18 protein-coding genes and 1 pseudogene are annotated in these 24367 nt (G+C 60.4%); 16 read left to right on the top strand and 3 right to left on the bottom strand.

Going from position 1 to position 24367, the window contains the following annotated elements; all coding sequences use genetic code 11:
- The first annotated feature begins 22 nt into the window (after window positions 1–22).
- Entirely contained in the window at window positions 23–979 is a 957-nt protein-coding gene (locus AC0T4W_RS15835) for a substrate-binding domain-containing protein (RefSeq protein ID WP_476320513.1), read from the top strand.
- A gap of 13 nt (window positions 980–992) precedes the next feature.
- A complete protein-coding gene (locus AC0T4W_RS15830) occupies window positions 993–1748 on the top strand; it encodes a hypothetical protein (RefSeq protein ID WP_476320511.1) in 756 nt (251 codons plus the stop codon).
- Between the two features lie 40 nt (window positions 1749–1788).
- Here AC0T4W_RS15830 and AC0T4W_RS15825 read toward each other — a convergent pair whose 3' ends face one another.
- Entirely contained in the window at window positions 1789–2049 is a 261-nt protein-coding gene (locus AC0T4W_RS15825) for a hypothetical protein (RefSeq protein WP_476320509.1), read from the bottom strand.
- Between the two features lie 20 nt (window positions 2050–2069).
- Window positions 2070–3300, bottom strand: a pseudogene (locus tag AC0T4W_RS15820) (CaiB/BaiF CoA transferase family protein).
- A 254-nt stretch (window positions 3301–3554) separates the two neighbouring features.
- On the opposite strand from AC0T4W_RS15820, the gene istA reads away from it, so the two are divergent.
- Window positions 3555–5075 (top strand): IS21 family transposase, encoded by a 1521-nt coding sequence (gene istA / locus AC0T4W_RS15815; RefSeq protein WP_476320507.1) that lies wholly within the window; start codon window positions 3555–3557, stop codon window positions 5073–5075.
- A 204-nt stretch (window positions 5076–5279) separates the two neighbouring features.
- Here istA and AC0T4W_RS15810 read toward each other — a convergent pair whose 3' ends face one another.
- Window positions 5280–6635, bottom strand: coding sequence for an IS1182 family transposase (locus tag AC0T4W_RS15810; RefSeq protein ID WP_476317714.1), 1356 nt, complete (start codon window positions 6633–6635; stop codon window positions 5280–5282).
- A 38-nt stretch (window positions 6636–6673) separates the two neighbouring features.
- Between AC0T4W_RS15810 and istB the strand changes: the two genes are divergently transcribed.
- The 13 genes from istB (at window position 6674) to AC0T4W_RS15745 (ending at window position 24364) form a co-directional block, all read left to right on the top strand.
- On the top strand, window positions 6674–7453 hold the full coding sequence (istB, locus tag AC0T4W_RS15805) for an IS21-like element helper ATPase IstB (RefSeq protein ID WP_476323714.1): 780 nt from the start codon (window positions 6674–6676) through the stop codon (window positions 7451–7453).
- A gap of 362 nt (window positions 7454–7815) precedes the next feature.
- Window positions 7816–8445 carry a biofilm formation regulator BacA gene (gene bacA / locus AC0T4W_RS15800; RefSeq protein WP_476320505.1) on the top strand — a complete coding sequence of 210 codons (630 nt, stop codon included), beginning with the start codon at window positions 7816–7818 and terminating at the stop codon, window positions 8443–8445.
- Between the two features lie 4 nt (window positions 8446–8449).
- Window positions 8450–9151, top strand: a complete 702-nt coding sequence (locus AC0T4W_RS15795) for a PspA/IM30 family protein (protein ID WP_476320502.1) — start codon at window positions 8450–8452, stop codon at window positions 9149–9151.
- Between the two features lie 55 nt (window positions 9152–9206).
- Window positions 9207–9851, top strand: coding sequence for a hypothetical protein (locus tag AC0T4W_RS15790; protein WP_476320500.1), 645 nt, complete (start codon window positions 9207–9209; stop codon window positions 9849–9851).
- Between the two features lie 27 nt (window positions 9852–9878).
- A complete protein-coding gene (locus AC0T4W_RS15785) occupies window positions 9879–11930 on the top strand; it encodes a hypothetical protein (RefSeq protein WP_476320498.1) in 2052 nt (683 codons plus the stop codon).
- Between the two features lie 172 nt (window positions 11931–12102).
- A complete protein-coding gene (locus AC0T4W_RS15780) occupies window positions 12103–17352 on the top strand; it encodes a DNA repair ATPase (protein ID WP_476320496.1) in 5250 nt (1749 codons plus the stop codon).
- Window positions 17349–17909 (top strand): rhomboid family intramembrane serine protease, encoded by a 561-nt coding sequence (locus AC0T4W_RS15775; RefSeq protein ID WP_476320494.1) that lies wholly within the window; start codon window positions 17349–17351, stop codon window positions 17907–17909. The genes AC0T4W_RS15780 and AC0T4W_RS15775 overlap by 4 nt, the downstream gene beginning before the upstream one ends.
- The gene (locus tag AC0T4W_RS15770) at window positions 17910–18599 is read left to right on the top strand and encodes a phospholipase D-like domain-containing protein (protein WP_476320492.1); all 690 of its coding nucleotides are present in this window, start codon (window positions 17910–17912) and stop codon (window positions 18597–18599) included. It abuts the gene before it with no gap.
- Between the two features lie 102 nt (window positions 18600–18701).
- On the top strand, window positions 18702–20144 hold the full coding sequence (gtfA, locus tag AC0T4W_RS15765; protein WP_476320489.1) for a sucrose phosphorylase: 1443 nt from the start codon (window positions 18702–18704) through the stop codon (window positions 20142–20144).
- 74 nt (window positions 20145–20218) lie between these two features.
- Complete coding sequence (locus tag AC0T4W_RS15760; protein ID WP_476320487.1) at window positions 20219–20758, top strand: YaeQ family protein; 540 nt, start codon at window positions 20219–20221, stop codon at window positions 20756–20758.
- Between the two features lie 97 nt (window positions 20759–20855).
- Entirely contained in the window at window positions 20856–22568 is a 1713-nt protein-coding gene (gene recJ, locus AC0T4W_RS15755; RefSeq protein WP_476320485.1) for a single-stranded-DNA-specific exonuclease RecJ, read from the top strand.
- Window positions 22569–22728: 160 nt separating this feature from the next.
- The gene (locus AC0T4W_RS15750; RefSeq protein WP_476323711.1) at window positions 22729–23478 is read left to right on the top strand and encodes a tellurite resistance TerB family protein; all 750 of its coding nucleotides are present in this window, start codon (window positions 22729–22731) and stop codon (window positions 23476–23478) included.
- Window positions 23479–23569: 91 nt separating this feature from the next.
- The gene (locus AC0T4W_RS15745) at window positions 23570–24364 is read left to right on the top strand and encodes a hypothetical protein (protein ID WP_476320483.1); all 795 of its coding nucleotides are present in this window, start codon (window positions 23570–23572) and stop codon (window positions 24362–24364) included.
- Window positions 24365–24367 lie beyond the last annotated feature (3 nt).

Raw genomic sequence — 24367 nt, 5'->3', positions numbered from 1 at the left:
ACTAATGCTTGGAGTGTGAATCATGAAAAGTAAAACTCGCATGCTATTCCAGTGTGTGCTCAAGGGATTTCTTGCCAGTGTGATACTCACGCTAAGTGTGACAAGCGGCGCAGCCGAGCCGCTGCGCATTGCTCTCGTCATGAAATCGCTGAGCAATCCGTTTTTTATTACCATGGCTGAGGGCGCGCGAGTCCACTCTCGAGAGTATTCGGCACATTACGACTTGCAAATAACGGGAATTCAGACCGAAACCGATAGCGCCGAACAGATTCGTATTCTTGAACAATTGATCAAAGACAAGGTTGACGCAATAGTCTTGGCCCCGGCAGATTCTGGCGGCTTGGTGGCTGTGGTATCTAAAGCGCTGGAGGCTGGGATCACGGTGATCAATATCGACAATAAACTTGATGATCGTTTGCTGATTGAGGCTGGTATCAATGTGCCTTTTGTGGGCCCCAGCAACACTAAGGGCGCAGAAATGGTCGGTAGTTACCTGGCCAAGAAGCTGCGAGCTAACGACAAAGTCGTAATCATTGAAGGTATATCAATTAATACTAATGCCAGGGCTAGAACGGCGGGCTTTCGCGCATCAATGGCGAGTGCTGGGATCGAGGTCGTAGAGGTCCAGAGTGCTCAGTGGGAGACGGATATCGCTGAGAAGATTGCTGCCGAAATCCTACAGCGGCACCCGGATGTCAAGGCTATTTTGTGTGGCAATGACAGTATGGCTTTGGGAGTGGTGGCTGCCGTGCGCACTGCCGGTCGTGAGGGTAAGGTTAAGGTTGTTGGTTACGACAATATTCCACCGGTAGCGCCTATGCTGGCGGATGGTCGTATATTGGCCACGGTTGATCAGTTCGCAGCGCAGCAGGCCGTTTTTGGCATCGAACTGGCCCTCAAGGCGCTCTCAGAAGAAATCCCACAAAAGGACTTGCCTGCACTTGTACAAACACCTCTGAAGTTGATTACTCGTCAATGAGGCTGAAGCAAGTATGTCCGTTTATAGGTTGCTGCTTTTAGTACTGCTACTGGGCATGGCGCATGGCGCACTGGCTAATGGTGTTACCGTTCTAGTTGAGCCCTACCCTCCATTTGTTACAGAGCGGTCTGGGGGTGTTACCGGTCCATATGTCGATGCATTCGAAATGATTGCGCAGAGTCGAGGTATCGACACTCGAATAGCGGCGATGCCAATTCGTCGTGCCCTGCAGTTTGCGCAGCAAACACCAAATACCTGCGTATTGGCATTGAATTACTCGGCCTCTGATGCTGAGGTTTTAATCTATCTCAGCAAAATCACGCCAGTCTTCATATCAGCCTATGCGCGCCGTTATGCCCCAGTACAGGCCACTTCGCTCAAAGACCTGAAGAGTTACCAGGTAAGCACTGTGGACATGGCTGAAGTTCGAGGTCTTCTCGATAATGCCGGTATCAAATACTCACCCTTACAAGTCAATGCGCTTGGCCTGAAAATGCTCGCCGCCAAGCGCTTCGATGTATTACTCAGTGACGTAAGTTCAGAGCTGGCTGCTAACGAGGGGATAGCGGTCACACGCTTATTTACCGTCGTTCAGGTGGATCGCTGGTTGGCTTGTAACCCCAAGACCGACTCAGCCACGCTGGCGCTTCTGCGTGAAGCATTCAAGGAGGGTCTGTTCTCAGAAGGCGTTCGTGCTGTTTGGGTCGGTTACGGTATGGGCGATTACTACAAGCAAGTGCGTAAGGAGTGGGCCCCCATAAGCAAATAACTCCGGGAGCCTGTTCTTTTGTGGTGGCTGCGCCGGCGGTTCAGCCAAGCAGCAGGTAGACCAAGGCCATTATCAGGATCAGGCCTAGCCAGACCAGGGCGTTGAGCTTGCTACGGGCGACTATGCCGGGGCCGCGCAGGTTGATTGGCGGGTTGTCCTCTAGGTAGCGGTTGATCCGCTTTTCGGCTTCTTCTGCGCTTATCCCCTGGTGTGTCTGCAGCAACTCAATGGCCTTCTCGCGCCTGTCTTGCCGCAATGCCTGCAGCACGTCCGTGGGCGGTGAGGGTTTATCGGCAGGCATGGCGCTACTCCTGGCGGCATTCAGACGGCGCCATTGCGCCGCAGTTCGGCAATGGCCTCTGCGTCATAGCCTAGCGTAGCGAGGATCTGTTCGGTGTGCTCGCCCAGCTCCGGGCCAACCCAGTTCACCGCGCCAGGTGTATCGCTCAGTTTGGGCACGATGCCGGGCATCTTGAAAGCTTTGCCGTCTGGCAGCTTGGCCGACAGGAGCATTTCTCGGGCAAGAAATTGCGGATCGTGGAACATGTCCTCGGCGCTGAAAATCCGGCTGGCCGGAACTTCGGCCTGGCTCAGTGTTGCCAGCACCTGCTGCAGTGCCAGTGATCCGACCCAGCGGTCGATCACGCCATAAATCTCGTCGCGTCGTGCGTCGCGGCCATCGTTGCTGGTCAGCGTTACGTCGTCGGCCAGGTCATGACGGTCGATGGCCTGCATAAAGCGCTTGAAGATCGCATCGCCGTTGGCTCCGATCTGGATATGTTTGCCGTCGCTGCTGGTGTGGATTGAGGAGGGCGTGATGCCAGGCATGATATTGCCGGTACGCTCGCGGATAAAACCGAACACATCGAACTCCGGCACCATGGACTCCATCATGGCGAAGATCGCCTCATACAGCGCCACATCGACCACCTGGCCGCTGCCGCCATTCACCTCGCGATGCCGTAGCGCCATCAGCGCGCCAATCACGCCCCACAGCGCGGCAATCGAATCGCCAATCGAGATTCCGGTACGCACCGGTGGGCGGTCCTCGAAGCCGGTGATATAACGCAGCCCACCCATGGATTCGCCTACCGCGCCAAAGCCCGGCTGCTCCTTCATGGGGCCCGTTTGGCCGAAACCGGACAGGCGCACCATCACCAGCTTGGGATTCAGCGCGTGCAGCACGTCCCAGCCCAGGCCGAGTTTTTCCAGCACGCCTGGGCGGAAGTTCTCGATCAGGATATCGGCCTCGCTGAGTAGCGTCTTCAGCACCTCACGCCCCGCTTCGTGCTTGAGGTTGAGGGTGATCGACTGCTTGTTGCGCGCCTGCACAAACCACCACAAGGATGTGCCCTCATACAGCTTGCGCCATTTGCGCAGTGGATCGCCGCCATCGGGAGACTCGACCTTGATCACCTCGGCACCAAACTCGGCGCAGATGCGCGAAGCAAAAGGGCCGGCTATCAAGGTGCCGAGCTCAATGACTTTCAGGCCGGCGAGGGGTTTGTTGGCTGTGCTCATAAGGGCTTCCATTGGGCGGTGGGCTGGCCAAGGCTATTCGATTGTGGGGCGCTGCGTCATATTCAATGGTGGCTGCCAGTGGCTGCGGATTCCGCGCTGACTCGGACACCCATTCCACGCACATCCGGACAGTGATTCCACGCTGATCCGGACACCCATTCCACGAGCATCCGGACACTGATTCCACAGCCATCCGGACACTTTCTGGCAGGCAGCTACGCAGGATTTATTCACTACCATTGGCCTCTTTTTCGAAGCAGAGAGGTCGTCGTGGAGCGTTTATCCATGCGTAAAATCCGTGAAGTGTTGCGCCTCAAGTTCGATTGCGGGCTGTCTGTCCGTAAGATCTCCCGCAGTCTGGGCATAGGTCACAGCAGTGCCGGTGATTACCTTTGCCGATTCACGGCCTGCGGCCTCTCCTGGCCGCTCCCTACTGAGTTGTCCGACGCCGAGCTGGAGCGGCGCCTGTTCCCGCCACCGCCGGAGATCCCCTCTGAGCAACGACCAACTCCCGACTGGGCCTGGGTGCATGCCGAGCTGCGCCGACCAGGCGTGACCCTGGCGCTGCTCTGGCAGGAGTATCGGCTGGGCCAGCCACAGGGCTTCCAGTACAGCTGGTTCTGCGACCACTACCGGACCTGGCAGGGCAAACTGGATGTGGTGATGCGCCAGGAGCACCGCGTCGGCGAGAAGCTGTTCGTCGACTATGCCGGCCAGACGGTGCCGGTGATCGACCGGCACAGCGGCGAGATCCGTCAGGCGCAGGTGTTCGTCGCGGTGCTCGGTGCCTCCAGCTACACCTTCGCCGAGGCCACCTGGTCGCAGCAGTTGCCCGACTGGCTGGGCTCCCATGCCCGCTGCTTCGCCTTCCTCGGCGGGGTACCGGAGATCGTGGTGCCGGACAACCTGCGCAGTGCGGTGAGCAAGGCCCATCGCTACGAACCGGACATCAACCCCAGTTACCGCGATCTGGCCGAGCACTATGGTGTGGCGGTGGTGCCGGCGCGGGCCCGTAAGCCGCGCGACAAGGCCAAGGCCGAGGTCGGCGTGCAGGTGGTCGAGCGCTGGATCCTCGCCGCCTTGCGCCATCGCCAGTTCTTCTCCCTGGACGAACTCAACCGGGCCATCGCCGTGCTGCTGGAGCGACTCAACCAACGGCCGTTCAAGAAGCTACCGGGCTCCCGCCAGGCGGCTTTCGCCAGCCTGGATCGCCCGGCTCTGCGCCCGTTGCCGGAGCAGCCCTACGTCTATGCCGAGTGGAAGAAGGCGCGGGTGCACATCGACTACCACGTCGAGGTCGATGGGCATTACTACTCGGTGCCCTACCAGTTGGTGAAGAAGCAGCTGGAGGTGCGTCTGACGGCGCGCACCGTGGAGTGCTTCCACGCCAACCAGCGGGTGGCCAGCCACGTACGCTCCCTGCACAAAGGCCGGCACAGCACGCAGACCGAGCACATGCCCAAGAGCCATCGCGAGCATGCCGAGTGGACGCCGCAACGGCTGATCCGCTGGGCCGAGCAGACCGGCCCGAACACCGCCGGGGTGATCGGCCACATCCTCGAACGGCGCGTGCATCCGCAGCATGGCTACCGCGCTTGCCTGGGCATCCTGCGCCTGGGCAAGCACCACGGCGAAGAACGGCTGGAAGCCGCCTGCCAGCGCGCCCTAAGCCTCGGTGCCTGTAGCTACAAAAGCCTCGAATCGATTCTGCGCCAAGGCCTGGAAAACCTGCCGCTGGCTCAACAGAACCTACCCCTACTACCGGACGACCACGCCAACCTGCGCGGCCCCGGCTACTACCACTGAACAAAGGAATCCCACCATGCTGCCTCACCCGACCCTAGGAGCCTGTCGGACTTAACCCGAAAAGGAATGACAGCGCGGGTTTAGGTCTTTGATTGCTCGGGGTCGTTCTTTCTAAGCATCCGAGTTGACTATCGCGAACCCAGGCGGTCCGTTCGTGCACCTGAGCAGCTGCCTGGACGCGGGTGGGCGTACTTTTCGGCCGCGTTACATCGCGCGTAGCACATGCAAACGCTTGATGTTCCAGGCCATGGTCACCAGGCTCCATTCGCCCTGGGCGTTGGCCAGGCCGCGCATGCTCATCTGCCGCCAGCCCATCACTCGCTTGATGATGCCAAACACCGGTTCGACCGTCTGTTTGCGTAGCCTGTACAGCGCTCGACCTTCTTGCGTGCTCAGTCGGTGAGCCATCTGTTCGACTGGGTTACTCGTCTGTGGTAGCGGCGAGTCGGTGGCAAAGCGCTCCAGTACCGGGGTGTGGTGCGACTCGCGTTTGAGCGCCAGAAGCGGTTCGACCTTGGCTTCGTGGCAGGCGCTCACGTTGGCCTGGCTGAAGAAGCCGCTGTCCGCAATCAGGCTTTTCACCTCGCCTAATTCGGCGGGCAAGGTGGCTATGCGCTGTAGCGTGGGAACCACTTCGCGCTTGTCGTTGCAGGCCTGGGTTACATGCTGTGTGACCACCAGCATCGTCTCGGTGTCGACCCCGGCTTGAGCGTTATAGCTCTGCTCGAAGCCGCCACCGGAGACGGGCATGATGCGTGACTCTTCATCGGTCAGATTGACTTGATCGCTGTCTTTGGGGCCCGCTGCGGGCGGTTCTGGATCCTTGCCGCGTGGTTTCTTTCCAGCCTTGCGCTGGGCCTCACGCTTGGCCGTCTTGGTCTCGAATTGCTGTTGCTCAATGGCGTGTCGCTCAGCTGCACGTTGCTCGATCTTCGCTTTGGCCTGGGCTATCGCGCTGAGCCGATCTTCGCGCCGGGCAATCTCCGCCGGCACATCCATGCCATCGGGTACGGCGGCGCAGTCGCTGTTCTCGGCCAGCGCCAGCAACTGCTGGACCTCCTGGCGTAACTGCGCCTCGATCTTGTTGGCGTGCGCCCAGGACAAGGCCTTGTGCTTACTGGCGTTGGCCTCGATCTTGGTGCCGTCGAGGGCGATATGACCGAGCTTGAGCAGCTTCATCTCGCGCGCCAGCATCAGCACCTGGACGAACAGCGATTCAACCTGCTGCCGGAAACGTCGACGGAACGTGGCCAAGGTGTCGTGATCGGGGTGGGTGTTGGCCGCCAGATAACGGAACGCTACCGAGTCATAGGTCGCGCGTTCGATCTTGCGGCTGGAGTGCACGCCATTGGCGTAGCCGTATATCAGCAGCCCCAGGAGTACGGCCGGATGGTGGGCAGCTGAACCCCGCCCCGCATACTGCCCAGTCAGCTCGCTCAAATCGAGTTGCTCGATGACCTCGACCACGAACCGCGCCAAGTGATCCGCCGGCAACCACTCGTTCACCGAAGGCGGTAGTAAATACGCAGTGTCTCGGTCAGCAAGGACAAAACGGCTCATCAGCGGGGCTCTCGATTGCAGGGCCTTGATTGTCGCGAATACTTTCAGCGCAAGGAAGAGTCAGAAAGTCCGACAGGCTCCTAGACAAGCTGCAAACCCTGCGCCTGCACGGCATGCTCAAAGCCCTCGCCGAGCAACTGAAAACACCCGACATCGACAGCCTGAGCTTCGAAGAACGCCTCGGCCTGTTGGTCGATCGCGAGCTGACCGAGCGCGACGACAAGCGCCTGAGCAACCGCCTACGCCAGGCCCGGCTCAAGCACAACGCCTGCCTCGAAGACATCGACTACCGCGCCCCGCGCGGGCTGGACAAGGCGCTGATCCTGCAACTGCGCAGCGGCCAGTGGCTGCGCGACGGCCTCAACCTGATCATCGGCGGCCCCACCGGCGTCGGCAAAACCTGGCTGGCCTGCGCCCTGGCCCACCAGGCCTGCCGGGACGGCTACAGCGTGCGCTACCTGCGCCTACCGCGGCTGCTGGAAGAACTGGGCCTGGCCCATGGCGACGGCCGCTTCGCCAAGCTGATGAGCGGCTACGCCAAGACCGACCTGCTGATCCTCGACGACTGGGGCCTGGCACCGTTCACCACCGAACAGCGCCGCGACATGCTGGAGCTGCTGGACGACCGCTACGGCCAACGCTCAACCATCGTGACCAGTCAGATGCCGGTGGACAACTGGCACGAACTGATCGGCGATCCGACCCTGGCCGACGCCATCCTCGACCGCCTGGTGCACAACGCCTACCGGATCAACCTGAAGGGAGAGTCGATGCGCAGGCGGGCGAAGAAATTGACGACGCCGGGCACCTCAGACTAACAATGCATATCCTGCGTCGCTGCGCTCCGACTGCCTGTCCGGATGACCGTGGAACAGGTGTCCGGATCAGCGTGGGCTGAGTGTCCGAATGGCGTGGAATCCGCACAGTGGCTGCGGCTGCGATGGGGTTGGCAGTTTTGGCTGTTTAGTTGGTTGGCGATATAGCGTTAAATTGTCGTCACGAATGGATGCTCGGTGCCACTGACCCTGGATGGTTTCCCTCCCGCGACTTTTCCTGTGTGTTCTCTATGGTGCTGCTCTTGAGTGGCCAGCTGCGCGCGCCTAAAAATCAATAAAACTACGCTTTAAACCATTACATGTGATGTGTTGATTAATTACATGTGATGGCCTAGTCTTCGTCCATGGAAAACAAATCATCAGCTCACTACCAGCGTCTTTTTCGTCAGCGCCTGCGCGAGCAAGGGCTGGTCAAGAAAGAAGTCTGGATACTGCCAGAGCATGCCCCGCTGCTTATGGCGTTCGAGCGGAAACTTCGCCAGCCGCACTCAGTAAAGCTGGCTTCAATGGAAAAGGAGGAGGGTATGAGCATGCCGCAGGTTTGGTCTGCACAAGCTTTATACGATGCGCTGTCGGCTGTTGAGCTATTTAAGGGTGGGCAGGCGAGCATTGAGCTGATCCAAAGTTCGGACGCCAGCTTGCACGTCACCATGCACGACTATGGCGATTTGCCGCTGTTTATTGCCGTATTTGGCGAGCAGGTCGTGGTCGAGGGTTTGCTATGGCCCGCCGCCGATGTGAGTGATAGTGCGGCGTTCAATGAGCAGGTGCTGCGCACCCACAAGTTGTTTCCGCTGTCGTCTATCGGCCTGGAAACCCTGCCGGACGGTCAGCCTTGCTACACCATGTTCGGTGCGTTGAGCTCGGCGTCGACATTGACCGATGTGGTGTTCGAGATCGAATTGCTGGCCGACAACGTGATCAAGGCCACCGAAGCCTATGAAAGCTTCCTCAAGTCTGACGCTAAGGAGTGATGCTATGAACGTCTGGAGCAAATTGCTGACGGCGCTGCGTGGCGGCGCAAACGAAGTGGGTGAGGCCGTGGTTGACGGTCAGGCGCTGCGGATTCTCGATCAAGAGATTCGCGATGCTGACTTCGAGCTGCGCAAGTCCAAGGAGGCCTTGGCCGAAATCATGGCTAAACAGAAGCTGGCCAGTGATCGTCTGGGCAAGAGTACGGCGAAGATTGCCGAGTACGAGCAATACGCGCTCAAGGCCCTGGATGCCGGTAATGAAACCCTAGCCAAGGAAGTTGCCGAGAAGATCGCCAATCTGGAAGCCGAGCAAGCCAGCGACCGCGAACAGGCAGATGGCTTTGCGGCCAGCGTGGCGCAGTTGCGTAAAGCCGTGACTCAGGCGGAAGGGCATATCAAGCGCCTAAAGCAGCAGGTCGATACGGTCAAAGCTACGGAAAGTGTGCAGAAAGCGCAGATGGCCGTGGCGCAGCGCTATGGCGGTTCGCAGGCCAAATTGCATACCGCCGTCGAATCGCTGGAGCGGATCAAACACAAGCAGGCCGAGCGTGCAGCCATGATGGAAGCCAGTGCGGAGCTGGCCGCTACCAGCGCGCCGGATGACGCCTTGGAGGTCAAGCTGCGTGCTGCCGGCATTGTGCCGGATAACGCCAGTGCGGACAGTGTGTTGGCGCGGCTGAAGAGTAAGGCCAAACCAGAAACCTAAGCGGCCAATGCGGGAGCTGCGGCCCCGCTTCTTCGACTAGCAGGATGTAAAGAAGATGGAGCTATTCATACAGACCGCGCTGTCGTTCCCCGTGGTAGTGCTCAGTTTTGCGCTCTGCGTGGCGATTCTGTATTGGTTGGTCGCCGCCATGGGGATTGTCGATGTCGATCTGTTAGATATCGAAGTCGATTCAGCACTGGAAAACCATTCGCTGCAGCCCGAAGGCCTGACCGGTTTGTTACTCAAGCTGGGTTTGAATGGCGTGCCGGTGACGCTGATTCTCACCTTGCTGTTCTTTTTTTCCTGGTTTCTCTGCTATTTCGTCGAGCTGTTCTTGTTGCGCTTTCTACCGTTGGGCATTTTGCGTTACCCCCTGGGTTTGCTGGTGATCGCGGCCGCGTTGATCTCCGTAGTACCTGTGGTAAGCCTGTTGGTGCGGCCGTTACGTCCGCTTTTTCTCAAGCTGGAAGCCACCACCAGCAAGTCCGTGCTTGGGCAGGTGGCGATCGTGCGCAGTGGGCGGGTTACGGCTACCCAGGGTGAGGCGACGCTGGAGGATGGTGGTGCTGGGTTGATTTTGCGTGTACGTGCCGATGAAGCGCAGGGCTTCAAACGTGGCGACCGTGTGGTGTTGCTGGAGTACCTGGAGGCCGAACACGCCTATCGGGTAATTACCGAAGACGAGTTCAAGGGCATCTAGCCTGTTTATCAAAGGAGATTGATTGTAATGAGCTTCGAGCTGCTAATGCCTTTCCTGACCGGTTTAGGTCTGTTCTTCCTGGTTGTTTTTGGCTTTTTCGTTCTGTTCAAAGCCTTCTATATCAAGGTGCCGCAGGGTACTGCGTTGATCGTTAACGATATGTCGTCGACACCCAAGGTGCACTTCACCGGCGCCCTGGTGTACCCGGTGATCAACCTCAAGGAGTTTATGAAAATCTCCTTGATCACCCTGGAAGTCGACCGCCGGGCCAAGGACGGGTTGATCTGCAAGGACAATATGCGTGCCGACATCACTGTGGCTTTTTACCTGCGGGTTAATGAAACCCAGCAGGACGTGCTCAAGGTGGCCAAGGCCATCGGGGTTGAACGCGCCTCGGATCGCGCTGCGGTCAATGAGCTGTTCAACGCCAAGTTCTCTGAAGCATTGAAAACAGTCGGTAAGCAATTCGACTTCGTCCAGCTGTTTGAGAACCGCCAGGATTTCCGCGACCGCATCGTCGAGGTGATCGGCAACGACCTCAACGGCTACGTGTTGGAAGATGTGGCTATCGATTACCTGGAGCAGACCTCCAAGGCCTCCCTGGACCCGAGCAATATTCTCGACGCCGAGGGTATCCGCAAGATCACCGAGTTGACCGCCACGCAGAACGTCATTACCAACGAGCTGGAGCGCAACGAAGAGCTGGCGATCAAGAAGAAGAACGTCGAAACCCGCGAGGCCACGCTGTCCCTGGAGCGTCAGGAAGCCGATGCGGTGGCCCGGCAAAAGCGCGAGATCGAAACCATCCGCGCCCGCGAGCAGGCCGAAACCCTCAAGGTGCAGGAAGAGGAGCGTTTGAAATCCGAGCAGGCGCGCATCACCACCCAGCAGGAACTGGATATCCGCGCCGAGAACCATCAGCGTGAAGTGGAAGTGGCGCAGCAGAATCGCCAGCGTGCCGTGGTTATTGAGGTAGAAAAAGTCACCCGCGCCAAGGACCTGGAAATCGTCTCCCGCGAGCGCGAAGTCGAGCTGCAGCGCATCGAGAAAGAAAAGGCCCTGGAAGTCGAACGCAAGAATATCGCTGGGGTGATTCGCGAGCGCGTAGCGGTCGAGAAAACCGTGGCTCAGGAAGAAGAACGCATCAAGGAAGTGCGTGAAGTGTCCGAAGCCGATCGCGCCAAGCAGGTCATGGTGCTCAATGCCCAGGCTGAAGCCGAGCAGGAGCTGGTGCGCCAGGTCAAGCAGGCCGAAGCCGACGAGACCCGTTCCCAGCATAAGGCGGTGGAAATCAACAACCTCGCCCAGGCCGAGTTGGAAGCCGCAGCCAAGCAGGCCGAAGCCAAGAAGAAAATGGCCGAAGGTATCGAAGCCGAGCGCGCCGCGCCTGGCCTGGCCGATGCACGGGTACGTGAAGTCACCGCTGCCGCGAAAGAGAAAGAAGGTCTGGCCGAAGCCCGCGTACATGCCGAACAACTGATTGCCGAAGCCAAAGGCGACCAGGAGAAAGGCCTGGCCGAGGCGCGGGTGACCGAAGCCAAAGCAGCCGCCAAGGAAAAAGACGGCCTGGCCGACGCCAAGGTGCTGGAAGAGAAGCTTGGCGCTCAGGCGCGCGGCGAAGAGCAGCTTGGCGCAGCCAAGGCCAAAGCCACCCAGGACCTGGGTCTGGCCGAAGCCCATGTGTTGCTGGAGCGCTTGAATGCCGAGGCCGAAGGTCTGGGCAAGAAATTCGGTGCGCTTGATGCGCTCAGCGACAACGCGCGTCAGCATGAAGAGTTCCGCATGCAGCTGGAGGCCAACTTCGACGAAGCCATGGCCGCCATCGCCGCCAACAAGGAAATTGCCAAGGACCAGGCCGAAGTGCTCTCGGCGGCGCTATCCAAGGCGAAGATCGAAATCGTCGGCGGCGAAGGCGATTTCTTCAACTCCTTCGCCAAGTCGTTGTCGGTGGGCAAAGCCATCGAAGGCGTGGTCGGCAAGAGCCCTGTGGTGCAGGACGTGTTGGCTCGTTTGCTGGCCAGCAAGCCCGCAGTACCTCAGGCGCCCGCCAGTTCTGGCAATGGGGCGAGTGAGGCCTGACCTTGGCTCCCCGGTATCCGCCGGGGGCAAACCTTCGAGCCGCGCTCAATGCTTGTGTAGGAGCCAGCTTGCTGGCGATCAGAGGGTGAGGATCGCCAGCAAGCTGGCTCCTACAGGCATATTGACCATGGGCTAATGACTGCCCAGACGCCGCAGATCCAGGAAGAACACGATGTCGGACGCTCAGACCCAACCACAAGATGTACTGGACAAGGCCGTCGCCGAAGGCGGTGCCTACGAGGTGCTGCACAAGCGCCTGCAGGAGCAAGGCCTGCGCCTGCGCCAGACCACCGAAGCGCTGAACGCTCAGCGGTTGCAGGAGTTTGGCAGCAGCCAGATGGAAGTGGTCGGACGGGTACGCATCCGCACCGAGAACAACTGCACGGCGCGCGATATCGTCCAGGTCGGCGAGAACCTGCTGTTTGGCTACAACGTGTTTCTCGGCCTGAAAAAGGAAACCCGCGTCGAGGACGTGTTCTCCCTGTATCGCCTGAGCGAGCAGGACGAAGGCTATGAAGCCGAAAGCGTGGCGCTGGCCGACAGCTTTCTCGGCCAGAGCAGCTTCGTTAACGACTTCAACGAGCTTTACACCTACTACAAGAACACCCGCCTGCTGCAACTGCTGGTGCGCGATGGCAAGCTGCTGGCCAGCTTCCAGATCGGCGAGCGAATCAGCGATATCCGGGTGTTCCGCTGGTCGATCTCCCTCGATGGCAAAGAGGTTCGCTATATCGACAACCGCGGCGAGCGCGATATAGCGCTGCCGGCACCGTTCGATTTCGAATGGCAGAAAACTTCCCGCGAGATGGTGGTCAACGGCCGCCATCCGCATATGAATATTCTCGACACCCTCTTTGTCGAGACCATCGGCGGCGACCTTACGGTCAAGGTCGAAAACAACACCGAAGACGGACTGGGCATCTACCGCGAAGCGGTGCTGGACAAAACCCAGTCGCTGGACGACGCGCAGATCGAATACGCCAAGCTCGGCAGCCTGATCCTGCTGAAAATCCTGCCGTACCGCGAAGAACAGTGGCGCTACCTGGTATTCAATAGCCTGACGCGCAAGGTCGAACGTATCGATGCCATCGGCCTGGCCTGCGTGCAGCTGCCGGAAGACCACGGCATCATCTTCCCTGGCGGCTACTACCTGCAAAACGGCGAGTCCAAGGCCTTCGAGCAGCCCATGGGCGGCATGCGTTTCAAGCGTGCGGTGCGTTCACCCAATGGCGAGGACGTGCAGTACATCTTCTACCACCCGGAAGAAGGCCGTTCGGCGCTGTTCACCTACAACATGATCAACCGCCAGCTGCACAACCCGATCTTCGGCCACGGCTATGCGCGCCTGGAAGACGGGCGCACGGTGATCTTCGCCGCCGAAGGCAGCGAGCCGACCCGTATTCACCCGATGCAGATCTGGCAGACGCCGTTCTGCAGCGATGACTACGCCGCGCGCCAGCCGGTGCGCAGCGGCTTTTTCGGGCGTATCGGCAATGCCGAACTGGTGCGCGGCGTCTCCGATTTGCTGGGCCTGAGTCGCGAGATTGAAACCCCGGAAGTCTCGGTGCAGCGTTACACCCAGCTGTGCCAGAACACCCGCCGTCTGTTCGACGTCTACCACTGGCTAGGCGATGCTCAGTGCCAGGGTATGGCGCCGCTGCTGCGCGAAATCGCAGCCACCGGCGAACTGGTGCTCGATGAGTTCGAGAAGGTCGAAAGCATCCGCCAGCAATCTGCGCGCGCCATGGCCGAGGCGGAAACCCGCCAGCAAGCGCTGCTCTCCGGGCTGCTGATCGATAGCTGGGATGAGGTGCAGCACTTCGTTGACGCGCTCAATGGCATCAACGCCCAGCGTGGCCAACTGCTGACCATCCGCGATTACCGCTATATCGACGTGGCGCGTATCGATGCCATGGAGGCCGAGCTGCTTGCTGCCCAGGCGCAAGTCGCGGCCGCCACCTCGGCCTTCCTCGCCAGCAAAGCGGCACTGGAACCCTACGTGTTGCAGCTGGCTCAGCTCGACGCTCAGGCGCAAAAAGCCGAGACGGTCAGCCAGCTCAACGAACCGCTGGTGGCGCTGCAGGCCATGGCTGGCAACCTGGATATGCTCTCCAGCCTGATGGCGTCGTTGCCGATTGACGATGCCACCCAGCGCACCGAGATCGTCGACGCGATTTCCCAGGTCTACGCCCGCCTCAACCAGGCCAAGGCCCGCGCCGAGCAACGGCGCAAGGGCTTGGGCTCGGCAGAAACCGTGGCGCAGTTCGGCGCCCAGTTCAAATTGTTCAGCCAGGGCATCACCAATGCCTTAGGCCAGGCCCAGGACCCGGAGCGCTGCGACGAACAGCTATCGCGCCTGCTGGTGCAGCTGGAAGAATTGGAGAGCCAGTTTGGCGATCAGGAGCAGTTCCTCGGCGATATCCTGGCCAAGCGCGAAGAACTGCTGGAAACCTTCGAGACGCACAAACAGGCGCTGCTCGACGAGCGTCAGCGCAAGGCCCAGGGCCTGCTCGATGCCGCCAGGCGCATCCTGGAAAGCCTCGGTCGGCGCACCGCGCGCCTGACCCAGCCCGATGAGCTGAACGCCTTCTTCGCCTCCGATCCGTTGATTCTCAAACTGCGCGAACTGGCCGAGCGCCTGCGCGAGCTGAAGGACAGTGTTAAGGCCGAGGATGTCGAGTCACGCCTCAAGGCCGCGCGCGATCAGGCGGTGCGCAGCCTGCGCGACAAGAGTGAGCTGTTTGAGGAGGGCGGCAACGTCATCAAGCTCGGCCCGCGCCACCGCTTCAGCGTCAACACCCAGGAGCTGGACCTGACCCTGATGCCGCGCGGCGATCAGCTCTACCTGCACCTGACCGGCACCGAATTTCTTGAACCGCTGCGCAACGCCGAGCTGGAAGCGCTGCACGACTATTGGCAGGTGTCGCTGGAGTCCGAATCCGCCACGCTGTATCGCGCCGAATACCTGGCCGGCGAAGTGCTGGCCGCCGCCGATGCCGGGCGCGATGGCCTGAGTCTGGATGTGCTCAAGCAACAGCTGGCGCAGCCGGAGGCGCTGGTTAAAAGCATTCGCGACTTCGCCGCGCCGCGTTACAAGGAAGGCTATGAAAAGGGCATCCACGACCATGACGCAGCCCTGATTCTCACCCAGTTGCTGCCGCTGCGCGACAGCGCCGGACTGCTCAGCTATGGCGCCTTGCCTCGCGGTTTCGCCAGCTTTTTCTGGGGCCAGGCGCAACGCCGCGACGAGGCCAAGCAATGGCCGCAGCGCGCGCGCAGTGCCCGACATATTCAGCAGCTGTTCGGCCAGCGCGACAGCCTGTTGCAGTTGCAGGCGGAAATCGTCGAGGCCATGTCCGCCTATACCACTCAGCAGAGCATGAGCCTGAACCAGGCAACGCTCGAAGAGGCGGCGGAGTATCTGGTGCAGGAACTGGCCGCCGAGCGTATCGAGTTCGTCTTCAGCAAATACGCCCGCGAGCTGCTGGCCGGCCTGCAAGCGCGTTTGCAGACGGCGCATATGTGGGATGTGTATCAGCAAACCCTGGCGCAACTGCAGGAGCGCCCAGCGGCGCAATGGGCTCTGGTGGAAAACTGGCTGCGCGGCCTTTGCGCGGCCGATGAATTCGCCGCGCTCAGTGCCTATGTGCCCGAGGCCGTGGCCCTGACCTTGCTCGCCGAGGACCTGCCCAAGCGCATCACCGAAGTGGACCTGCGTTTTACCGTCAAGGAGCTGATGGGCGAGCACTCGCGCATCAGCGAGCGGCAACTGGTGTTGGCGGTGGACGACTTCTTCGCTCGCCTGCGCGTGCACCGCGAGCAGTTCCTGCCCGGTTTGCAGCGCTACCAGGCATTGCGCCAGGAGGTGGTGGGGCGCGAGCGTGAGGCGCTGCGCCTTGAAGAGTTCAAGCCCAAGCCGCTTAGCTCCTTTGTGCGTAACAAGCTGATCAACGATGTGTACCTGGGCGTGATCGGTGACAACCTGGCCAAGCAGATGGGTACCGCCGGGGAGAACCGTCGCTCGGATCTGTCCGGCCTGCTGATGCTGATTTCGCCGCCCGGTTACGGCAAAACCACCCTGATGGAATACGTCGCCCATCGCCTCGGTTTGATCTTTATGAAGATCAACGGCCCGGCCTTGGGCCACGAGGTGCGCTCCCTGGACCCGGCCCAAGCGCCGGATGCCACTTCCCGCCAGGAGCTGGAAAAGCTCAACCTGGCGCTGGAGATGGGCAACAACGTGATGCTCTATCTCGACGATATCCAGCACACTCACCCGGAATTCCTGCAGAAATTTATCTCGCTCTGTGATGGCACCCGGCGTATCGAAGGTGTGTGGAAGGGTCGAACGCGGACCTACGATATGCGCGGGCGCAAGTTCTGCGTGATCATGTCGGGTAACCCGTACACCGAGTCCGGCGACGTGTTCAAAATCCCGGATATGCTGGCCAACCGCGCCGACATCTATAACCTCGGCGACACCCTGGGCGGCATGCAGGAAGCCTTCGCGCTGTCTTACATCGAGAACGGCCTGACCTCCAATCCGGTGCTCGCGCCGCTGGCCACCCGCGATATGGCCGATGTCTATCGCTTCGTCGCCAAGGCCGAGGGCAAGCCGTTCTCCAGCAACGAGCTAAGCCACAGCTACAGCGGCGCCGAGGTCAATGAAATCGTCACCACCTTGCAGCGCCTGATGCAGGTGCGTGATGTGGTCGGCCGGGTCAACCAGCAGTACATCGCCAGCGCCGCCCAGGCCGATCAGTACCGCACCGAGCCGCCGTTCAAGTTGCAGGGTAGCTACCGCAATATGAACAAGATGGCGGAGAAGATCAGCTCGGTGATGAACGATACCGAGGTGCTGCAGCTGATCGCCGATCACTACCAGGGCGAATCCCAGCTGCTCACCACTGGCGCAGAGGAGAACCTGCTCAAGCTCGCCGAACTGCGCGGCAATATGACCGACGTACAAGCCGAGCGCTGGGCGCAGATCAAACGCGACTTTATGCGAAACAAGGCCATGGGTGGCAGTGACACCGATGTGGGCGGGCGGGTGGTGGCGCAGCTTAACGACCTGGTCGAAGGCGTGCGCGGTCTGGCCAAGTTGGCACCGGGCGAGCAACCCGCCGCGCCGACGATTCCCTGGGCCGAGCTGCTTGCCGGGCTGGATAACCTGGGCAAGCTGCGCCCGCAGGTGGAGGTGATAACGCCGCCGCAACCGGCTGTGCAGAAGGTGCTGGAAAGCCTGGCCGACAGCCTGCAGAACAGCTTTCTGCCGTTGATCAACGCCATGGACAAGAAGATCGACATCGACCTGCGCACCCACAACCGCATGCTGGAAATCTCCACCCAGCTGCGTGACCTGGGCGAGCAACTGGGCCATGAACAGCGCCTGGGCGGCGACAGCGAAAGCGAAACGCCATGAAGGCCGGGCTGTTGCCACGCGTGCAGCTGTTGCTGGGCATCGCCGGCCTGATGCTGGTGCTGCAACTGGGCAATAGCCTGAGTGGTTACAGCCTGAATCTCTGGGGTGTGATTCCACGCCGGCTTGAGTCATTGCCGGGCGTGCTGTTTGCGCCTTGGCTGCATGGCGGCTGGATGCACTTGCTGAGCAATCTCAGTGGCCTGCTGGTACTTGGGTTGCTGGCTCTGCTGGAATCGCGGCGCGACTTTATCCAGGCCAGCCTGTTTATCATCCTCGGCAGTGGGGCGCTGGTCTGGCTGTTCGGCCGCCAGGGTATCCATGTCGGGGCCAGCGGCTGGTTGTTCGGGCTGTGGGCATTGCTGCTGGCGCGGGCCTGGTTTCGTCGTAGTTGGCTCGACCTACTGCTGGCGGTGTTGGTGTTCTTTCTGCACGGTGGCTGGGTCTTTGGCCTGCTGCCGCAGCAGGGCGTTTCATTCGAGTATCACCTGGCCGGCGCGCTCTGCGGCGGCCTCTATGCGGCCTGGCGCTACAGGCCACGCACACGACAGGGAGGTTAAATGGATTTCAATCGTCTCGACCAACAGTTGCGTGACAGCCTGGCCGATCTGCGTTTGAGCAATGAGGAGCGTGATGAACTGCGCCAGCTGGGCAGTGACCTGGGGCCGGATCAGGTGCGCTACCTGCGCAATCGTGCCTTTGCCTTGGTGCGTGAGTTGGTCGTTGATCCGGCTAATACGCTGGCGGCGCTGAAGTGGCTTGAGCAGGTGGTCAAAACACTCGACAGCTGTGCGGCTTCAAACCGGGTAGAGGTCGCCAGTGCGCACTTCAGCCCCGGTGAGAGCTGCCGGCGTAAGATTCGTGACCTGTGTCGCCAGGCCCGGCAGTCGGTGGATATTTGCGTATACACCATCTCTGATGATGAGTTGAGCAATGAGATTCTTGCCTGCCATCAACGCGGCATCGCGGTGCGGGTGATTACCGATAACGAAAAACAGTTTGATCTTGGCAGCGATATTGAGCGCTTGCATAGCCTGGGCGTGCCACTGCGCATCGATTCTGGGCCTTACCACATGCATCACAAGTTCGCCCTGTTCGATGGCCGCTTTCTGCTTAACGGCAGCTTCAATTGGACCCGGAGCGCGACCACGGGCAACGAGGAAAACCTGCTGGTGATCGACCATCCCGCATTGTTTGCCGATTATCTGCGGGTGTTCGATGAACTATGGCTGCGTTATGCGAATAACTGATGTGTGAGCCTTGCGGGCTGGCCATGCCTGGCATCTCTCGTTAAGGTCAACCCAGTCCTGCTTTCAGCAGGCGGCGGTTGTTCTGGCAAATGAGGAGCGAGCATGGCATTGCGCAACGCGATTCAGTTGATCACCTATCCAGATCGCTTGGGTGGCAATCTTGGCAGCCTCTACACGCTGCTTGACCGACACCTGGCTGATGCCGTCGCCGGCGTGCATTTGCTGCCGATGTATCCGTCCAATGCGGACGGTGGTTTTTCACCGTTAACTCATATGGAAGTTGACCCACGCTACGGCGACTGGGCGGATGTCGAGCGTATCTCGGCGCGTTTTGATCTGTGTGTTGACCTGGTGATCAGCCACATTGCCGATGAGTCGCCAGAATTTCTCGATTTTGTTGCCCATGGCCAGGACTCGGCCTACGCCGACTTGTTTGTGCAGGTCGATAAGCTGGGCGAGATCAGCCTGGAAGACCTGGCCAAGATTCACATCCGCAAGGAGAAAGAGCCGTTTCGTGATGTGCGCCTGGCCAGTGGCGAGACGTGCCGTGTGTGGTGCACCTTCACTGAACGGCAAATCGACCTCAACTACGCGTCACCGCTGACCTATCGTTTGATGGAGCGGTACATGGCCTTTCTCGCCGCGCGCGGGGTCAAACTGTTTCGGCTGGATGCGTTCGGTTACACCACCAAGAAGATTGGCAGCAGCTGTTTTTTGGTCGAGCCGGATGTCTATCGCATCCTCGACTGGTTCCGTGAAACCGGTGAGAAGTACGGCGCGGAGATGCTGCCCGAGGTGCATGACCACATCAGTTACCAGTACGCCATCTCACGCCGGCATATGCGCCCGTACGCGTTCGCTTTGCCGCCGCTGGTGCTGCATGCCTTTCTCGCCGGCCAAAGCCGTTACCTGAAACAGTGGCTGCGCATGTGCCCGCGCAATCAGGTCACCGTGCTCGATACCCATGACGGCATCTGTATTCCGGATGTGGAAAGCATGCTTCCGGAGGCGGAAATTCGCTTTCTGGTTGATGAGGTGTCGACCCGCAGTGCCGACCCGATCATGCGTCGCTCGGCGGTCAGCGTGCACAGTGTAGGGGCGATTTACCAGCTGACCTGCACCTTCTATGAGGCCCTGCTGCGTAATGACGAGGCCTACATCGCCGCGCGAGCGATTCAGTTCTTCACCCCCGGTATTCCCCAGGTTTACTACGTTGGCCTGCTGGCCGGCTGTAATGACTTTGAACTGTGTACCGCAAGCGGTGAGGCGCGCGACGTCAATCGGCACTATTACAGCCTGGAGGAAGCCGAAGAGGCTCTGCAGCAGCCGCTGGTGCAGCGCCTGTTGCAGTTGATGCGCCTGCGCAATAGCCATCCGGCCTTTGATGGGCGCTTTGAGTTGGATCAGTCCGGCGACAACAGCGTGGCCATGGCCTGGCGCCATGGCGAGCATTACTGCCGCTTGTATGTCGATTTGAGCACGTGCCAGGCGATTATTGATTACCGTGATCCTGAGGACGGTAGTGAGCGACAAATACGCTGTTGAGTGGGCGTGCCCTACGGGCGAGGCGCATTTCGGGTTAGACTTGCGCTCTTTTCGCCCAGTAAGAAGCCCCGTCCATGGCCCTGCCGTCTACCACTTACAAAATCGAGCTGAACCTCACCGATATGGACCGCAGCGTCTATGAAAACCTGCGTTTCACCGTGGCCAAGCACCCTTCGGAAACCGAAGAGCGCCTGGCGGCGCGCCTGGTTGCCTATTGCCTGTTCTATCACGAGCACCTGGCGTTCGGGCGTGGTCTGTCGGATGTGGATGAGCCGGCGCTGTGGGAAAAGAGCTTGGACGATCGCGTACTGCACTGGATCGAAGTCGGTCAGCCGGACAGCGACCGCATCACCTGGTGTTCGCGGCGTACCGAGAAGTTCAGCCTGGTGGCCTACGGCAACCTGCGCGTATGGCAGACCAAGGCGCTCGATCCGGTGCGCAGCTTGAAAAATATCAATGTCGTCGCGCTTGATCAGGAAGCCCTGGCCAAACTGGCGCTGGATATGCCGCGTTCGCTGAACTGGAGCGTGATGATCAGCGACGGCGAGATGTTCGTCACCGACGAACGCGGCCAGCATGAGCTGCCGATCGAGTGGTTGGCTGGCGAGCGCTGAGTTTTTCTGTAGGAGCCAGCTTGCTGGCGATGTAGGCAGCCATGATCGCCAGCAAGCTGGCTCCTACAAAACCCGCCCTTCACGACAAAGACTAACCATGCGTATTGAGTCCCGCCCGCTTCCTGAAACCCTGCCTGATCTAGGCGCTCTGCCGCCACTTTTGACCCGCCTATATGCCGCCCGTGGCGTGCAGTCCGCCGCCGAACTGGATAAAGGCCTGGCGCGGCTGATTCCGTACCAGCAGCTCAAGGGCATGGATGCAGCAGTCGATTTGCTGGTGCTGGGGCTGCAGCAAGGCCAGCGCATGCTGATCGTCGGTGACTTCGATGCCGATGGCGCCACCGCCAGCACGGTTGGGGTGCTCGGTCTGCGCATGCTCGGTGCGGCGCATGTCGATTACCTGGTGCCCAATCGTTTCGAATACGGCTACGGCCTGACCCCGGAAATCGTTGCGGTGGCGCTTGAACGTGAGCCGCAGTTGTTGATCACCGTGGATAACGGCATCTCCAGTGTCGAGGGCGTCGCGGCGGCCAAAGCCGCCGGGTTGACCGTGCTGGTCACCGATCACCATTTGCCCGGTGCCGAGTTGCCGGCGGCGGATGCCATCGTCAATCCCAATCAGCCGGGCTGCGAGTTCCCCAGTAAGGCCTTGGCTGGGGTTGGGGTGATGTTCTATGTGCTGCTGGCGCTGCGTGCGCGGCTGCGGGAGATGGGCTGGTTTACTGCGCAGCGCCCGGAGCCGAATCTGGGCGAGCTGCTGGATCTGGTGGCCCTGGGCAGCGTGGCTGACGTGGTGCCGCTGGATGCTAACAACCGCATTCTGGTGCATCAGGGCCTGGCGCGGATTCGCGCCGGGCGCGCGCGCGCTGGTTTGCGCGCGATTCTCGAAGTGGCCGGGCGCGACCATCGGCGTATTACCTCCACCGACCTGGGCTTTATCCTCGGCCCACGCCTGAATGCGGCGGGGCGCCTGGATGACATGGCCCTGGGCATCGAATGCCTGCTCTGTGAAGACGAGGCGCTGGCCCGTGATATGGCGGTGCAGCTCGATCAGCTCAATCAGGACCGCAAGGCCATTGAGCAGGGCATGCAGCGCGAAGCCCTGGCCCAGCTCAAGGACCTGCCGCTGGACGATATGCCCTTCGGTCTGTGCCTGTTCGAGGCCGACTGGCACCAGGGCGTGATCGGCATCCTCGCCTCGCGGATGAAAGAGCGTTACCACCGCCCGACCATCGCCTTTGCCGATGCCGGCGACGGCGTGCTGAAAGGTTCGGCGCGCTCAGTGCCGGGCTTTCATATCCGCGATGCCTTGGATGCAGTGGCCGCCAAACACCCGCAGCTGATCAGCAAGTTTGGCGGGCATGCCATGGCCGCCGGCTTGTCGCTGCCGCAGGCTAATTTCGGCGCCTTTGCCGCCGCATTTGATGCCGAGGTGCGTCGCCAGCTGTGTGAGGACGATCTGACCGGGCGCTTGCTGTCCGATGGCGCCTTGTCCATCGAAGAGTTCCACCTGCCGCTGGCCAAAGAGCTGCGCAATGCCGGGCCTTGGGGCCAGCATTTCCCCGAGCCGTTGTTTCATGGCGTGTTCCAGCTGGTGCAGCAGCGCGTGGTCGGCGAGCGGCATCTCAAGGTGGTGCTGAAAAGCGAGTGTGGCAGCGTGCAGCTTGATGGCATCGCCTTTGGTGTGGATCGGGATGTCTGGCCAAACCCGACCGTGCGCTGGGTCGAGCTGGCCTACAAGCTGGATGTGAATGAGTACCGTGGGCAGGAAAGCGTACAGCTGCTGATCGCCCATATCAGCCCGTGCTGATACGGAGGGTAGAATGTCGGAAAGCCGACGAACAGCCGCTTTTCCTGGGGTTTACGCCTGTTGGCAATCTTTCGAAGCACTCTGGCGTTAGGCGGCGGGAAACCACCGTCTCTAGAATCAGTCTGTGTGCTTGCACAACCATTTTTAGGGAGAGCGTTTGATGATTACCCGTGGCTTGCTTGATCAGTTGTTGAAATCCGGTCAGGACCTGATGCAACAGAAATCCGCTGGCAGTAGCGCTGGCGGCTCGGCCGGTGGGCTGGGTGGTGCTTTGGGCGGTTTGCTCGGCGGTGCAGGCAAAGGTGGCAAGGGCGGTGACCTGGGCACTTTGCTCAAGGGAGCAGGCGGCGGCGCGTTGGCAGCCGGTGCGCTGGGCATGCTGCTGGGCAACAAAAGTGCGCGCAAGATGGGCGGCAAGGCACTGACCTACGGCGGTCTAGCCGCGCTTGGCGTGGTCGCCTACAAGGCTTACAGCAATTGGCAGGCGCAGCAGGCCAGTGCACCGCAGGCGGAGCCGCAAACCCTGGATCGCTTGCCAGCACCGCAAGCTGAGCTGCACAGCCAGGCTATTCTCAAGGCGCTGGTGGGGGCGGCTAAGGCCGATGGTCATGTGGATGCCCGCGAGCGACAGTTAATCGAAGGCGAGCTGGTCAAACTCACCAACGATGGTGAACTACAGCATTGGCTACAGGCCGAGCTGAACAAGCCCTTGGATCCCGCTGAAATCGCCCGCGCAGCCAGCACACCGGAAATGGCCGCAGAAATGTATATCGCCAGTGTGTTGATGGTCGATGAAGAGCACTTTATGGAGCGTGCCTATCTAGAGGAACTGGCCCGTCAGCTCAAGCTCGATCCGGCGCTAAAGGCCGAGCTTGAGACCCAGGTGCGTCAGGAGCTGGTGGCCAGCTAATCATCTGCGTGAGGCTGGCCGCTAAGGGCTATGGCCGCTAACCGGCAGCCTCCCTATACTTGGCACTTTCCCCGCTATGGATGGACGCCCAATGCGCCGCACCTATACCAATTACCTGCTGAGTCTGGCGCTGATTGTTTTCAGTTTGATCGCGCAGGCTTCGCCTGACGTAGCGTTGACCCAGGTGCAGCAGGCGCAAGTGCAGGTGTTTCGCGCCAGTACCGATTTGTTTATTCACCGTGGCGAAGGCGGGCATGCCGAGCTGGCAACCAAGGTGCAGGCCGACCTGAGCAAACTGCGTGAAGGCATGGCGACCTTGCAGGCGCAGCCGTTGACAGATTCGGCGCGCCTGGCGATGGAGCAGTTGCAGCCGCCATTGGCAGCTTTTATCGCGCTGGTCGAGCGGGCCCTGGCCTACAACCCCGGTGAGCCTGACCTGCCGTGGGAATTCAATTTCCAGTACAGCAAGGCCCAGCGTGAGCTGGTGGCGGCCTTGGAGGCGCTTGAACAGCAACTACTCAAAGGCCTGGCGCAGCCATTGCCAGCGGCGGATCTACGTTTGCAGAGCCTGCCGGCCAAGGTGCAATACCTGGCGGCGCGCTACACCGCGCGGGCTTACGTTGGTGATATCGAGACTCTGCCCGAACAACAGCAGCACTACCTGAATCAGGATATCGACGTGCTGGCCAAGCAGGTCGATGCCGAACTTGCCAGCCTGGCCGCTGAGTTGACCGCTGAGCAGCAACAGCGCCTGCAGCGTGCGCTGATACGCTGGAAGTTTATCTATCCGCGTCTCGTCGGCTACAGCGACAACTTGGTGCCGTTGGTCGTCGAGCGGCATGCTGCCGAGCTGGCGGATCAGCTACTGCGACTGCGCGCTAAATAAGCC

Source organism: Pseudomonas sp. C7.1 (assembly GCF_056312395.1).
Note: the sequence above shows the minus strand (reverse complement) of the source record. Positions and strands in the feature narration are given on the sequence as shown.

Excerpts from the sequence above, each read along its gene's own strand:
- AC0T4W_RS15835 (WP_476320513.1), top strand. The coding sequence starts at position 23 with ATGAAAAGTAAAACTCGCATGCTATTCCAGTGTGTGCTCAAGGGATTT.
- AC0T4W_RS15830 (WP_476320511.1), top strand. The coding sequence starts at position 993 with ATGTCCGTTTATAGGTTGCTGCTTTTAGTACTGCTACTGGGCATGGCG.
- AC0T4W_RS15825 (WP_476320509.1), bottom strand. The coding sequence starts at position 2,049 with ATGCCTGCCGATAAACCCTCACCGCCCACGGACGTGCTGCAGGCATTG.
- istA (WP_476320507.1), top strand. The coding sequence starts at position 3,555 with ATGCGTAAAATCCGTGAAGTGTTGCGCCTCAAGTTCGATTGCGGGCTG.
- AC0T4W_RS15810 (WP_476317714.1), bottom strand. The coding sequence starts at position 6,635 with ATGAGCCGTTTTGTCCTTGCTGACCGAGACACTGCGTATTTACTACCG.
- bacA (WP_476320505.1), top strand. The coding sequence starts at position 7,816 with ATGGAAAACAAATCATCAGCTCACTACCAGCGTCTTTTTCGTCAGCGC.
- AC0T4W_RS15795 (WP_476320502.1), top strand. The coding sequence starts at position 8,450 with ATGAACGTCTGGAGCAAATTGCTGACGGCGCTGCGTGGCGGCGCAAAC.
- AC0T4W_RS15790 (WP_476320500.1), top strand. The coding sequence starts at position 9,207 with ATGGAGCTATTCATACAGACCGCGCTGTCGTTCCCCGTGGTAGTGCTC.
- AC0T4W_RS15785 (WP_476320498.1), top strand. The coding sequence starts at position 9,879 with ATGAGCTTCGAGCTGCTAATGCCTTTCCTGACCGGTTTAGGTCTGTTC.
- AC0T4W_RS15780 (WP_476320496.1), top strand. The coding sequence starts at position 12,103 with ATGTCGGACGCTCAGACCCAACCACAAGATGTACTGGACAAGGCCGTC.
- AC0T4W_RS15775 (WP_476320494.1), top strand. The coding sequence starts at position 17,349 with ATGAAGGCCGGGCTGTTGCCACGCGTGCAGCTGTTGCTGGGCATCGCC.
- AC0T4W_RS15770 (WP_476320492.1), top strand. The coding sequence starts at position 17,910 with ATGGATTTCAATCGTCTCGACCAACAGTTGCGTGACAGCCTGGCCGAT.
- gtfA (WP_476320489.1), top strand. The coding sequence starts at position 18,702 with ATGGCATTGCGCAACGCGATTCAGTTGATCACCTATCCAGATCGCTTG.
- AC0T4W_RS15760 (WP_476320487.1), top strand. The coding sequence starts at position 20,219 with ATGGCCCTGCCGTCTACCACTTACAAAATCGAGCTGAACCTCACCGAT.
- recJ (WP_476320485.1), top strand. The coding sequence starts at position 20,856 with ATGCGTATTGAGTCCCGCCCGCTTCCTGAAACCCTGCCTGATCTAGGC.
- AC0T4W_RS15750 (WP_476323711.1), top strand. The coding sequence starts at position 22,729 with ATGATTACCCGTGGCTTGCTTGATCAGTTGTTGAAATCCGGTCAGGAC.
- AC0T4W_RS15745 (WP_476320483.1), top strand. The coding sequence starts at position 23,570 with ATGCGCCGCACCTATACCAATTACCTGCTGAGTCTGGCGCTGATTGTT.